The organism is Schleiferilactobacillus harbinensis, assembly GCF_008694105.1.
GTDB classification, from domain to species: Bacteria; Bacillota; Bacilli; order Lactobacillales; family Lactobacillaceae; genus Schleiferilactobacillus; species Schleiferilactobacillus harbinensis.
Map to the genome: position 1 here is coordinate 187550 of NZ_CP041364.1, position 13079 is coordinate 200628.

Genomic DNA, 13079 nt, shown 5'->3' on the forward strand with positions numbered 1-13079 from the left:
TTTTAAATTCATGTCACGTTATACGCGCACCAAACCCGTTGAAGCCGTTGTCGGCGAACGGGTGATCATTACCATCAAACGCATCGGGATCAATGGTGAGGGGATTGGTTACCTGCGCCATAAGATCATCTTTATCCCCGGGGTACTGCCCGGCGAAGTCGTTTCAGCCACGATCACGGCGGTTGCGCCCAAGTTCTTACGGGGCGAGATGACCCATATTGAGAAACCCAACAAGGATCGGGTCCAGCCGGCCGACAAGAATTTCGGTAAAGTCGGCGGGCTCGAACTGAACCATTTGGCCTATCCGGCCCAAGTGGCCTTCAAAGACGATGTGCTGCGTCAGTCTTTGGAGAAATTTGCGCCCCGGGATTACAAGGATTATCAGATCAAACCGGGGATCGGCATGGCGAACCCCACCCATTACCGGCACAAGGCGCAATTCCCGCTGGCGGTGGAGAAGGGCGGCAAGATCATTGCTGGCATGTATGCCCCGGGCACACATGATCTGATTTCCATTACCCATAGTATTACCCAAAGTCCCCGGACGATGCAAACCATCAATGCGCTGGTGGAGATTCTGAACGCGCTGCACATGCCGATCTATGATTTGCAGCAACACCGCCAGGGCCTGCGCACCTTGGTCGTGCGGGAATCGGCCAGCACTGAGGACCTGCAAGTGACCTTTGTCAGCAGCGTCGAAGACTTCCGGGATCGCGACCGGTTAGTCGCAGCGGTCAAGGCCACGATGCCGGCAGTGACCAGCGTGATGGAAAACGTCAATCCGGATGATACCTCGCTGATCTGGGGCCCGAAGACGATCCATCTGGCCGGCGCCAGCACGATTACCGAAGAGTTGCGGGGTAATAAATTTGTCCTGTCCCCAGAAGCCTTCTTCCAGCTCAATCCGGTCCAAACCGAAGAATTGTACGCAATCGCGCTGCGGGCGTTGAATCTGGATAAAGCGGACCGCCTGATCGATGCCTATGCCGGGGTCGGGACCCTGGGCTTGACGGCAGCTAAACACGTCGCCGCCGTGCGGGGGATGGAAACCATCGCCGCCGCGGTCCACGATGCCCAGCGCAACGCTGAGATCAACGGCATCACCAACGCCGTTTACGAAGTGGGCAAGGCTGAAAACGTCATTCCCCGCTGGCGGAAAGAGGGCTTCACTCCGACCGCTCTGATCGTCGATCCCCCGCGCACCGGTCTGGATGTCGCCTTGCGCAAGACCATCGTCCAGGAACGTCCGCCCAAGTTTGTGTACATTTCCTGCAACCCGTCCACGCTCGCTCGGGATCTGGTCACCTTGACCGAAGCCTATGACGTGGACTGGCTCCAATCCATCGACATGTTCCCCCAGACCGCCCGTTGCGAATGTGTCGTGAAACTCAGTTTGAGAAAGTAGGTTAATGCCGTGAAAGTCTATTTTGCCAATGGCTTGTTCTCCCAAGCCGATGCCGAATTCAACGCCAAGATTGTGGCGAAGATTCGCGCGCAATATCCGCTGGTCGAAGTCTACCTGCCCCAAGAGAATGCCAGCATCAATGACAAGAATAACTATGCCAATTCACTAATGATTGCCAAGGCCGACACTGACGAAGTGCTGGCCAGCGATCTGCTGATCGCCGTGCTGGACGGCCCGACAATCGATAATGGCGTCGCCAGTGAAATCGGCGTGGCCTATCAAGCCAAGGTGCCCATCATCGGGTTATACACCGATACCCGCCGCTTGGGCGCGGACAACCAGCAGAAGCTGGATGCCTTGCAAGAAGTGGCCGAGAATCAGTTCCACTACCTGAATCTGTACACTACTGGGCTGATCAAGCTGAACGGCAAGATCGTGACCAGCGTGGATGACTTGGTTGCGGCGATTGATGAGTACGCGGAGCAGGATTAATTGATTGAAAGGGCCAATCGCAAGTTTGAGCATTGCGATTGGCCCTTTCTCATGGCATACATGGACAATACAACTAACGCTGAATCAAGATTTCCTTATTCGGGCAAAAAACTTTGCTAAATGCAAAGTCGGATACTGTCAACACAGTGTTCAATACCGCGTTGATCATCGTGGGCAGTACTGCCCGTGTACCCGCCATGAAAATATTCAGAGTAGCGGGGTCAAAATCAGCGTAATTGTTGTGTACTATTTTCTGGAGTTGGTCAAAGCGAGCACTGCCCGACCGGGTCATGGAGATGCCACGGCTTTCTAAGTTCCAGATCGTATAGCCTTGATCGGAGACCAAAAAGCGGTCATCATCGTGGGCCGTAATTAGTAATGTGATACCATCACCATAAGGAGCAGTGAGGGGCGTGTTAAAGCGGATGTGGCTGTCATCAACGCAGGAAAATTGGAAGGTTGTCTGGATTTCTTTCAGCCACTTTTCAGCGATCAAATCTACGTCCGGGTTCTTTTTCTGGGCTACTTTTCAGCCTCCTTTTCTTTAGCGCGAGTATACCGTATATACAAAGTCAGAACTAAACCGATTTGCTTTGATATAGCGTAAGGTATAGACCAATGACAGCACCGATGAGCCAGACCAGGGCGAATGCGACAAAACGCAGTATGGTGTCTTGTACAAAAGCGGCTGCCGCCACCACATCACCCTCATAGATGTGCGGCGGCGCAATTTTCGGTAAGGATAGGGCGAACCCAACGCAAGCCAGCAGGATTACCACGCCCAAAATATTAATGTTGCGATCTGAGTGCAAATACTTTTTAACCCAAAACACGGTTGTCCACTCCTCTCGAATCGGTTCACTGCACATCAATTAGCACCATGCACCATAACTATACCGCCGGCGTTGTTTCCGTCAACGAAAATGCCTGGTACAATTTCTAATCAAATTAGGCTTGACACCCTTAAAATGAGCGTGTAGTATCCTAGGGGGTGTCTGAAAATTACTTAAGCCATACCCATATTGCTGCAACGTAAACCGCGCCCAGAAAGACATGCGCGAGCTTATCATAGCGTGTGGCTATACGCCTGAACTCCTTCATCTGGTTGAAGAAGCCTTCGATTAGATGTCGCTCCTTGTAAAGATAGAAGTCGCACGGCCAGGGGTTCACTGCATTGCTTTTGGGTGGGATTGTGTAGTATCCCTCCTGAGACGTGATGAAGTCTCGTAGCGCCTGCGTCCCGTACGCTTTGTCCGCCAGGACATTGACGCTCTTCAATGGAATAGTACCGAGCAACGGTGCAGCCACTGTACTATCGTGTACCTCGCCGCCGCTCAGGCAGAAGCTCAGAGGATTGCCAAGGCCATCGACGATGGCGTGAATCTTAGTGGTCAAGCCGCCGCGACTCCGGCCAATGTACTGATTCACATCGGCATTTACCGCGTTTTTTTCGCACCGCTGGCTTTCTGATGAACGCGGATGCTGGTTGAGTCTAAGCTCACGTTTTCCATGTCCGCATCGGCAGATACAGCTTTGAAGATCTGCTCAAACACGCCCGCGTCAACCCACAACCGGAACCGACTGTAGATTGTCTTCCAGGGGCCGTAACGCTCGGGCAAATCCCGCCAAGCTGCACCGCTGCGAATAAGCCATAATGTGGCGTTAAAAGCAGTACGATTGTCGACCTTAGGCGGTCGGCCGCGCGTTGACCGCTTTGGAAACAGATCAGCGATCCGTTCCCACTGTTCGTCGGTTACTTCATAACGTTTGGGTATAACCATCCTAAACACTCCGTTTTGTTTTTAACAAGAAGTATACAGGATTTCGGGATTTTCAGACACTCCCTAGTCAATCAAATAAGTTCGTCCTCAAACCGCTGAGGTGGAAGTCAAGTCGATCGGGCCCATACAGAGAGTCGCCGTTGTTGAGAGTGCGATTGGATGCTAGTCGATAAATGGACCACTGAGGGTCTTCCCGAAACATATGGAGTACGGAAGAACGTTAGGCATACGTCAGTTGCCGGGAGAGTGTTGGCTCTCTGCTAAGTCGGGGACTCTGGCGTTATTTTGATAACCTGGAATCCCAATTAAGGTGGCACCGCGGAAAAATCCGTCCTTAAGCAACAGTTGTTGTTTGAGGACGGACTTTTTTTGACTACTTTAGTTCTCAGAAAGGGCGAGTAACATGCAAGAAATCGAAAAGCAGCACACATTTAAGGCACCGGGCCATTACGGCGAGTTCGGCGGGACCTACGTTCCGGAATTGCTGTACCCCGAATTGCAACGGGTGGCCGACGCGTATCACGCGGCGCGCAAGGACCCAGAGTTTAACAAGGAATTGAATGATCTGCTGGTGAATTATGCCGGCCGGCCGTCGCTGCTGTATTACGCGGCCAATATGACCAAGGACTTGGGCGGGGCCCAAATTTACTTCAAGCGGGAAGACTTGAACCACACCGGGGCCCACAAGATCAATAATGTTCTGGGTCAAGCCCTGGTCGCCAAGCGGATGGGCAAGAAACGGCTGATTGCCGAAACTGGTGCCGGTCAGCATGGCGTGGCGACGGCCACCGTCGCCGCGTTGTTCGGCATGGAATGTGAGATCTTCATGGGCAAAGTCGACACCGAGCGGCAAAAACTGAATGTCTACCGGATGCAGCTGCTCGGCGCCAAAGTCACGCCGGTGACTAACGGGTCCGCGGTCCTAAAGGACGCGGTCAACGCCGCTTTGCAGAATTGGGCCGCCCGGTCCGACGACACGTTCTACCTGTTGGGCAGTGCTGTGGGGCCGTATCCGTTCCCGGCGATGGTCCACGATTTCCAAAGCGTGATTTCTAAAGAATCGAAAAAACAGATTCTGGACCAGGCCGGCCGGCTGCCGGATTACGTGGTCGCCTGTGTCGGCGGCGGTTCTAACGCTATCGGCTCCTTCGCCGAGTACATCGATCAGCCGGAAGTCCATCTGGTCGGGGCCGAGGGTGCCGGCAAGGGGGCGGATACGCCGGAGAACGCGGCGACGATGACTAACGGCAGCACCGGCATCTTCCACGGGATGAAGTCCAAGTTCTTGCAGGACGCGGACGGCCAAATCGACAAGGTCTATTCCATTTCCGCCGGGCTGGATTATCCGGGTGTGGGGCCGGAGCACGTGATGCTCCAAGAAAGCGGCCGGGCCCAGTATTACCCGATCACCGATGATGAAGCGGTGGACGCCTTCGAATATATTGCTAAAGAAGAGGGCATCATCGCGGCGATTGAGAGCTGCCACGCGGTGGCCCAAGTGATGAAGATGGCGCCGAAACTGCCGAAAGACAAAATTATTATTTGCACGCTGTCCGGCCGGGGCGACAAGGATGTCGCCAGCATTGCCAAGTATCGGGGGGTAGAAATCGATGACTAATACGACTGTAACTAAAACCATTGTGCCGGTAATCGTCGCCGGCGATCCCAGTTTGACCAGCACCACAGAACAGATCATTGCTTTGAGCGAGGCCGGCGCTAAACTGGTGGCCATTTCCGTGCCATTCTCCGATCCCGTCGGTGATGGACCGGTGATCCAAGCCGCCGATGTGCGAGCCTTAGCCGCCGGCACGAACCTGCCCGGCATCTTCACGGCCATTGAAGCGGCCCGGACCAAGACTCAGGTGCCGCTGCAATTGACGATTTACGCCAACTTGGCCTACAAATACGGCGATGAGAAATTCGCCAAGAAATGTGCCAGTCTCGGGGTGACTGACGTGCTGGTGCTGGATCTCCCGAGCCAGGAAGATGATCCGCTGCCCGGCGCGCTGGCCGCCGCCGGGGTGAATCTGGTGACGGTGGTCACCACGAATTCTCTGGGTCACGTCGCCCCCATCGTGGCCGCCGCGAAGAATTATATCTTCGTCATGCCGATTCCCGGTTCCGGTCCCGAGGCCACGGCGGCGCAACTGCAACAGCTGGTCCCGGAGATTCGACAGCACACGGATCTGCCGGTGATCGCTGAAATCGGCCTGCCCATCACGCCGGTTCCTGCACCGATCCTAGATCAAGTCGATGGCGTTTACCTGGACACCATTTTCCCCGCCGTGGCGGCGGAAGCAGGCCAGGACGCGCCGGCCAAGCTGCAAGCAGCGTTCAAACAGCTGCAAGGATAAATCGTTGATTTTGAAACCGCCCCGAATCGCTGAAAAATGCGGTCTGGGGCGGTTTTGGGTCACCGGCCTGAACCATTTGTTTCCGCAATTCCCAGCAACTCGTAAGGGCTCATAAACCGCGTCTTCATAATAATATCCGCCACTTCATCCGGGCTCTCGGGATTGTCCTGACTGAGCCAAAACGTCACAATATTCGCAATATCACCGACCACGATTTCATGGGCATAGTTGTCTGGAATTACCGTGGTCATTTTTGTGTTGCCTTTGACTTGATACAGATCAGCGTCGATAATGCTGCGCAGGATTTTCTTCATTTCATCGACAAAGTGCGGATCACCGCCGGGACCGATCAGTGCCCGCAGCAGGTCGAAATTATCGCCGATATAATGCAGCATCTTGCGGATGGCATCATAGGTGACCATGGTTTCCGGGCCATTCTCCGGCGACACCATGGCGGCGGCCAGGCGATTGGTAATGATGTCTTGCAGGGCCTGAATTGATTCCTGCTCAAAGAACTGGATCAAATCGAACTTATCTTGATAATGGGCGTAGAACGTGCTCCGGTTGATGTGGGCGTATTTCGTGATGTCGCTGATGGTCAGGCGTTCGAAGCCCTTCGTGTGGATCAAATAAATAAACGCTTCTTTGATTTTCTGCTGCGTTTTTGTCACTTTGGCATGGGTTGTCATGATGATCACCTCAGGGCTCATTATGCAGTGGTCGATGATTAAAAGCAACAACATGTTGGTGTATTTCCTGTTTTGACGTTCAAACCAACACTTTTTGGCTTTTTGATGGTTGCTAGAAGCCAAGGCGACCCCGTATACTCGACACAAGACAACACGATGTTGGATTTAATTTCTAGGAGGTTAATCGAGATGGCTTATATTGAAGTGACGCACAGCTATAAGCGCTATGAAATGGGCGACACCACCATCGTCGCCAACAACGATATTGATTTTACAGTGAATAAAGGGGAACTGGTCGTGATCCTTGGCGCGTCCGGTGCCGGCAAGTCGACAATGCTGAATATTCTTGGCGGCATGGATACCAATGACGAAGGGGACGTGATCATTGACGGTAAGAACATCGCCAAGTACAACGCCAGGGAATTAACGACGTATCGGCGCGATGATGTCGGCTTCGTCTTCCAGTTTTACAATCTGGTGGAGAATCTCACCGCGAAGGAAAATGTAGAACTGGCGTCAGAAATCGTCAAGGATGCCCGGGATCCGGAGCAGACGCTGAAAGACGTGGGTCTGGCTAACCGGATCAACAACTTTCCGTCCCAATTATCCGGCGGGGAACAGCAACGGGTGGCCATTGCTCGGGCAGTCGCCAAGAATCCCAAAATTCTGCTCTGCGATGAGCCCACCGGCGCCTTGGATTACACCACCGGTAAGCAGGTCCTGCAAATCGTTCAAGACATGAGCCGCAAGCAGGGCGCCACCGTCATCATCGTGACCCATAACGCGGCGATCGCCCCCATTGGCGACCGAGTGATTCATTTCCGGGACGCCAAGGTGGAAAAGATTGAAGAGAATCCCAATCCCGAAGCAATTGCCAATATTGAATGGTAAGGAGTGTTGAGCATTGAAGAAAAAAGCATTGTGGCAAGACATTCGCAAATCATTCTCCGGCTCCTGGGGGCGGTTCTTCTCGATCATGGGCTTAATGCTCCTCGGGTCGTTTGCCTTGGTGGGGCTGTACGTCACCGGTCCGGATATGCGGGCCACAGGGACGACGTATTTCAATCAGCACCACACCGCTGATGTCTCCGTCATCGCCGATTATGGGTTGGATAAAAGCGACGTACAAACCATCAAACAGGCCAAAGGGGTCCAAGACGCCGAATTCGGTTATCTTAAGGACGTCGCCATTCAAGGCACTGATACCAGTGTCCGGATTTTCTCAGCACCGACCAAGGTATCCCAGTACCAGGTCGTTAAGGGCCGGATGCCGCGGCAGGCGGACGAGATCGCCCTCAACGCGAAGCAAGAACAAGCCTACAAACTCGGCCAGGAGTTCAAGGTAACGGAGAAAGCCGACGCCCTGGGCAACAAAGTCCTGAAACGGCACACCTTCAAAGTCGTCGGCTTTGTTAATTCAGCGGAGCTGATTTCGGACGTGAACATGGGCCAGTCGACTTCCGGGTCCGGCAGCCTGAAGGGTTTCGGGGTCGTCACCAAGCAGGCTTTCCGGTCCGATTACTACATGCTGGCCCGCTTGACGTTCAAAAACACGCAGGGCGTTGATCCCTATTCCAGCCAGTACACCCAATTGCTGGACACCCATAAGGACCAGCTCAAGACCTTGCTGAAGAATCAACCGCAAAAGCGGCTGGCCGCCATTAAGAAGCAGGCCAATGCCAAGATTGCCAGCGGCCAAGAGAAAATCGACGCGGCGAAACAGAAGCTGATCGATACCCAGAACCAGCTGGCTTCCGCCAAAACGCAAATTGCCCAGGCCAATCAGCAGATCAGTGCTAATCAAGAGAAGCTGAACACCCAAGTCGCCAGTGCCCAAAGCCAGATCAGCGCCGGTGAAAAGCAGATCCAAACCGCGCAGACGACGCTGGCCGCGAGTACGGACCAATTGAACGCCGCCAAAGCCCAGCTGGATAACGGGCAAACCACGCTCAATCAAAAATGGACCCAGCTCCAAACCGCCAAAACCGCCTTGGCTCAAACCCAAACACAGTTGGCGGCCGCCAAGCAGCAGTTAGCAGCGGCAGCCCAAGCCATTGATGAGGGGCAGAGCCAAATCGCCGCGGGGTACAAACAGATCGACGCCAATCAGGCTAAGATCAATGACGCTCAAGCGCAAATCACGGCGTCCGCCCAGACGCTGGCCCAACAGAAGGCGCTGCTTGATGCCAAAGAAACAGAGTACCAAGCAAACGCCCAAGCACTGGCGACCAAGCAGGCTCAGTGGGACGCAGCCAACACGACGCTGAATGAAAAACAGGCGGCCTTGACCAAGCAGCAGGACGCCCTCACCGCCGGCAAGAACCAATATACGACGGGTATCAGCCAACTCCAGGCCCAAATCAATCAGCTTAACCAGCAACTGGCGAACGCTCAGTTGACGGACGCGGAACGCGCCCAGCTGACCGGCCAATTACAGGCGGCACAGCAGAAACTGAGCGAGACCCAGAGTACCTATCAAACCTTCATGCAGGAGAAATACACCCCCGGCATGGCCCAAATCGCGCAAGCCCAAGACCAAATTGATGCCTCCGCCAAAGAGCTGGCCGCCACAAAGACCCAGTTGGCCCAAAGCGCCCAGCAATTGCAGGCCGCGCGCAGCCAGCTGGATGCCAGCCAAGCGAAGTACGCCGCTGCTGCCCAAGAATTAACCGCGGCCCAGACCAAGCTCCAGGACAACATCCAAGCCCTGGCGGCGGCAAAGGCCAAACTGGCGGCCAGTGAAAAACTGTTAGTCGCCAAGAAACAAGAATACCAAGCCGGGCTGACCCAATACAATCAAGGAGTCCAAGCTTACAACAGCGGGCAGAACCAGTACCGCGGCGGCTTGCAGACCTGGTTGGCCGCAACGGACACCCTAAGCCAGAAGTCCGCTGAATATCAGCAAAATGCGGCCAAAATTGCCCAGGCTCGTACCGAATTGCAAAGCAAAGTTAACCAATTAGCCACGGCTAAATCGACGTTAGCAACGCAACAGGCAACGGGCGAGCAGCAATTAGCCGCCGCTAAAACGGAATTAAGCACGAAGGAAAAGCAGTACCAAGACAGTCTGGCTAAGTTTAACGACGCCAAACCGGCAGCAGAGAAGAAAATCGCGACGGCAGAGGCCACCCTAAAAGAGGCCAAGGCCACGCTGAAGCATCTGCAAGCACCGGTTTATGCCCGCGACTCCCGGCGGGAAGTCCCTTGGGGCGACGGCTATAAGATCTATGGCACGATTTCCTGGATCGTTGACTCCTTAGCTGCGATTTTTCCTATCTTCTTGTACTTCGTCGCCGCCTTGGTGACGATCACCACAATGACCCGGTTCGTCGACGAAGAACGGATCAATTCCGGCACGCTGAAGGCGCTGGGATACGATAACCGCGACGTGATCAAGAAATTCACCATCTACGGCTTCGCCGCCAGTATGGTGGGCACGGTGCTCGGGGTGATCCTGGGTCACACCTTGCTGCCGTACATTGTGTACAACGCCTATTCCACCGGCTTTACCTTGCCGCGGATTCAATTCCACATCCATTGGGGCGTGACCCTGATTGCCTTCGCGTTAGCTCTGCTTAGTGCCGTCGTCCCCGCGTATTATGTGGCCATGCGGGAACTGCGGGACAAGCCGGCGGCCCTGCTGCTGCCGAAACCGCCAGCAGCCGGCTCGAAGATTTTTCTGGAACGCATCACGGTCATCTGGAAGCACCTGAGCTTCACCCACAAAGTCACGGCCCGCAACATCTTCCGCTACAAGAAGCGGATGTTCATGACCATCTTCGGGGTGGCCGGCTCTGTCGCCTTGCTCTTCACCGGCCTAGCCGTGCAGCATTCGATTGCCGGCATCAATGACCGCCAATTCGGTGATCTGGTGCACTACGACATGATCGTCGCCCACACGGATTACGTGCCGACCAGTCAACAGAAGAAGATCAACAAACTGCTAGACGAGACGGCAGTCAAAGAACACACCAAGGTCCACTACGAGCAGCTGACCCGGGTCGCCGGTAAGAGCGGCGATACACAGCAAATCAAGCTGATCGTTCCTAGCGACACCCAGTCCTTCACGGATTACATTCAGCTCGTGAATCGCCAGTCTCAGCAGAAGCTGACACTCAAAAATAGTGGTGTCGTTATTTCTGAACGATTGGCGAATCTATTGGGGGCTAAAGTTGGGGACACCATCACGCTGCGGGACGCGAACAATACTCCGCGGCGGATGAAGGTGACCGGGATTACCGAGATGTACATGGGCCACTTCGCGTTCATGAGCCCGCAAGCTTATGCCCGAACGTTCGACACATCCTTCTCGACCAATGCCGATCTGATCAATCTGAAGGACCGCAGCACCAGCAATACGCGACGGCAATCTGCGAAGTTCATGAAACTCAGCGGCGTCGCCGGGGTGGTGCAGAACACCACGCTGCGCTCGCAGATTAACGTCATCGTCAACTCCCTGGACAAGATCATGATGGTCCTGATCGTCATCGCCGGCTTGCTGGCCGTCGTTATCCTGTACAACTTGACCAACATCAACGTGTCCGAACGGATGCGTGAGTTGTCCACGATCAAGGTCCTGGGTTTCTACAACAACGAAGTCACCATGTATATCTATCGGGAGACAATTATTCTCTCCCTGTTCGGGATCGCAGCTGGTTACGTCCTCGGCGAACTGCTGCACCGCTATATCCTCTGGGCGGTGCCGCCGGATGAAGTGATGTTCAATCCGGCGCTGGGCGCCATGGGCTTCATCATTCCGTTCATTGTGGTGGCCATCATCACGCTGCTGCTGGGTTTCTTCGTGAATCATCGACTGAAGAACGTCGATATGCTGGAGGCGTTGAAGTCGGTGGATTAAGGTAGAAAATGCCAGGGTGGAGCCCCCCTGGCATTTCTGCTATAATTCTTAGTGACTAACAGTTCCACGAAAGCTGGGTTCGCAGTGCATCTTCCCAAGGAAGGAGACTATATTGCGATTCAGAGCTACAAGCATGATGGGAGCTTACATCGTACCTGGCGCGATACAATGGTGCTCAAAACGAGCGAGAATTCGCTCATTGGGTGCAACGATCACACTTTAGTGACCGAATCGGATGGCCGTCACTGGCTGACCCGCGAGCCGGCAATCGTCTATTTCCACCGTAAATATTGGTTCAACATCATCGCGATGATCCGCGATAACGGGGTGTCTTATTACTGCAACTTGGCCAGCCCGTTTGTGATTGACAAGGAAGCCTTGAAATACATCGACTACGATCTTGATGTAAAAGTGTTTCCAGACGGCGAAAAGCGCCTGCTGGACGTGGACGAATACGAAGCCCACGCCAAACGCTGGTCCTATTCGCCGGAGATCGACCATATCCTCAAGGAGAACGTGAAGGTGTTGGTGGATTGGATCAATAACGGCAAAGGGCCGTTTTCCCAGGAGTACGTCGACATCTGGTATCAGCGGTATTTGGAGCTGTCTCATCGCCGCTAGTTGTAATCATAGTCTCGAAAATAAAAAAGCCGGGGTCAGCCTCGGCTTTTATCATGTATATTAAAGAAGAAAGAGGAGTGCACAATGGCAGAAATTAAAAACGTGGACGCAATGCGGATGATCGGGTATCCCTACCTGCCCACAATGATGGATGGTAACGGCAGCTTCTATTCAGCTTGGGAGGAATTCATGCACAGTGACGCGCCGGCCCAGTTGGACGCGCATCAGACCGGGCAAAAGAACCGGACCGCCCTGATCGTCTTTTCCCCATACTCCTTCGTGTACTACATTGGTTCCTTATTCCCAGTGGGCACAGAAAAGTTCGGCGATTTCGTTACCTTCGACCTGCCGGATAGTAAGGCGGCAGTGCACACCGAAACTGCCGATACGGTCATCTACCAGATCGGGGTCAATCAAGGGATCGAACGGCTGATGAAGCAGTTCGAAAAGTCTGAGCTGAAAATTCCGGAACATTTGGCCATGACCAGCAAGCCGTATTTGGTGGACAGCTGGCGGATGGATGAGCAGGACAAGATTTGCGACCACGCCGGCATCATGTATATTGGCAAGGAACAAGACAGCCAGCCGGACGAATATGACGATTAATTAGCAAAACCCCATTATGCCGGGCGGCAGCAAGTAATTGCAGCCGCCCGGTTTTTGTTTTCCTCAAAATTGAATTGGTATTTGACAATACAGGCGTATCATCTGTTATGTCAGTTTTCATATGCGTACTTTTCCGTATTCGAAGTGGGAATACCGGTAACAAGTGTTACAGTAGAAAATGGCTTGGTGATAAACTGCCTGGGCCTATTGATTGGACTACTATTTTTTATCTTGTGGTCTGGTTTACATACAAAGCTTTTCAACCAAAGAAAT

The 13079-nt window shown here is 53.7% G+C and carries 12 protein-coding genes; 8 read left to right on the top strand and 4 right to left on the bottom strand.

Annotation, left to right across the window (positions count from 1 at the left end; genetic code table 11):
* Window positions 1-10: 10 nt before the first annotated feature.
* Both rlmD and FMM01_RS01020 read left to right on the top strand, forming a co-directional pair.
* Window positions 11-1405 carry a 23S rRNA (uracil(1939)-C(5))-methyltransferase RlmD gene (gene rlmD, locus FMM01_RS01015; protein ID WP_150391450.1) on the top strand — a complete coding sequence of 465 codons (1395 nt, stop codon included), beginning with the start codon at window positions 11-13 and terminating at the stop codon, window positions 1403-1405.
* A 9-nt stretch (window positions 1406-1414) separates the two neighbouring features.
* A complete protein-coding gene (locus FMM01_RS01020; RefSeq protein WP_150391451.1) occupies window positions 1415-1897 on the top strand; it encodes a nucleoside 2-deoxyribosyltransferase in 483 nt (160 codons plus the stop codon).
* Window positions 1898-1970: 73 nt separating this feature from the next.
* Here FMM01_RS01020 and FMM01_RS01025 read toward each other — a convergent pair whose 3' ends face one another.
* The 3 genes from FMM01_RS01025 to FMM01_RS01035 all read right to left on the bottom strand — a co-directional run bounded on the left by FMM01_RS01025 (window position 1971) and on the right by FMM01_RS01035 (window position 3678).
* Window positions 1971-2393, bottom strand: a complete 423-nt coding sequence (locus tag FMM01_RS01025; RefSeq protein WP_150391452.1) for a DUF1828 domain-containing protein — start codon at window positions 2391-2393, stop codon at window positions 1971-1973.
* Between the two features lie 82 nt (window positions 2394-2475).
* Window positions 2476-2730, bottom strand: a complete 255-nt coding sequence (locus tag FMM01_RS01030; protein WP_150391453.1) for a hypothetical protein — start codon at window positions 2728-2730, stop codon at window positions 2476-2478.
* A 169-nt stretch (window positions 2731-2899) separates the two neighbouring features.
* Window positions 2900-3678, bottom strand: a protein-coding gene (locus tag FMM01_RS01035) for an IS5 family transposase (RefSeq protein WP_375708622.1) whose coding sequence is annotated in 2 segments (ribosomal slippage) — window positions 2900-3348 and window positions 3348-3678 — 780 coding nt in all. Because the reading frame shifts where the segments join, the coding sequence is not laid out codon by codon here.
* A gap of 403 nt (window positions 3679-4081) precedes the next feature.
* Between FMM01_RS01035 and trpB the strand changes: the two genes are divergently transcribed.
* Together trpB and trpA are read left to right on the top strand one after the other, a co-directional pair.
* Complete coding sequence (trpB, locus tag FMM01_RS01040; protein ID WP_150391454.1) at window positions 4082-5296, top strand: tryptophan synthase subunit beta; 1215 nt, start codon at window positions 4082-4084, stop codon at window positions 5294-5296.
* Window positions 5289-6032, top strand: coding sequence for a tryptophan synthase subunit alpha (trpA, locus tag FMM01_RS01045; RefSeq protein ID WP_150391455.1), 744 nt, complete (start codon window positions 5289-5291; stop codon window positions 6030-6032). The genes trpB and trpA overlap by 8 nt, the downstream gene beginning before the upstream one ends.
* Before the next feature lie 59 nt (window positions 6033-6091).
* Here trpA and FMM01_RS01050 read toward each other — a convergent pair whose 3' ends face one another.
* The gene (locus tag FMM01_RS01050) at window positions 6092-6721 is read right to left on the bottom strand and encodes a TetR/AcrR family transcriptional regulator (protein ID WP_223850028.1); all 630 of its coding nucleotides are present in this window, start codon (window positions 6719-6721) and stop codon (window positions 6092-6094) included.
* A 189-nt stretch (window positions 6722-6910) separates the two neighbouring features.
* Here FMM01_RS01050 and FMM01_RS01055 point away from each other — a divergent pair, with 189 nt between their 5' ends.
* From FMM01_RS01055 to FMM01_RS01070, 4 genes are all read left to right on the top strand, one after another.
* Window positions 6911-7612, top strand: a complete 702-nt coding sequence (locus FMM01_RS01055; protein ID WP_150391457.1) for an ABC transporter ATP-binding protein — start codon at window positions 6911-6913, stop codon at window positions 7610-7612.
* Between the two features lie 13 nt (window positions 7613-7625).
* Window positions 7626-11579: an FtsX-like permease family protein gene (locus tag FMM01_RS01060; protein ID WP_150391458.1), complete on the top strand. Its 3954-nt coding sequence runs from the start codon at window positions 7626-7628 to the stop codon at window positions 11577-11579.
* Between the two features lie 84 nt (window positions 11580-11663).
* Window positions 11664-12200, top strand: coding sequence for a nucleoside tri-diphosphate phosphatase (gene ntdP / locus FMM01_RS01065; RefSeq protein ID WP_027827588.1), 537 nt, complete (start codon window positions 11664-11666; stop codon window positions 12198-12200).
* Between the two features lie 84 nt (window positions 12201-12284).
* Window positions 12285-12806, top strand: coding sequence for a hypothetical protein (locus FMM01_RS01070; protein ID WP_027827587.1), 522 nt, complete (start codon window positions 12285-12287; stop codon window positions 12804-12806).
* Window positions 12807-13079: the final 273 nt, after the last annotated feature.

Coding starts and splice junctions, on each gene's coding strand:
- FMM01_RS01070 (WP_027827587.1), top strand. CDS start 12,285: ATGGCAGAAATTAAAAACGTGGACGCAATGCGGATGATCGGGTATCCC.
- trpB (WP_150391454.1), top strand. CDS start 4,082: ATGCAAGAAATCGAAAAGCAGCACACATTTAAGGCACCGGGCCATTAC.
- FMM01_RS01050 (WP_223850028.1), bottom strand. CDS start 6,721: ATGACAACCCATGCCAAAGTGACAAAAACGCAGCAGAAAATCAAAGAA.
- rlmD (WP_150391450.1), top strand. CDS start 11: ATGTCACGTTATACGCGCACCAAACCCGTTGAAGCCGTTGTCGGCGAA.
- trpA (WP_150391455.1), top strand. CDS start 5,289: ATGACTAATACGACTGTAACTAAAACCATTGTGCCGGTAATCGTCGCC.
- FMM01_RS01055 (WP_150391457.1), top strand. CDS start 6,911: ATGGCTTATATTGAAGTGACGCACAGCTATAAGCGCTATGAAATGGGC.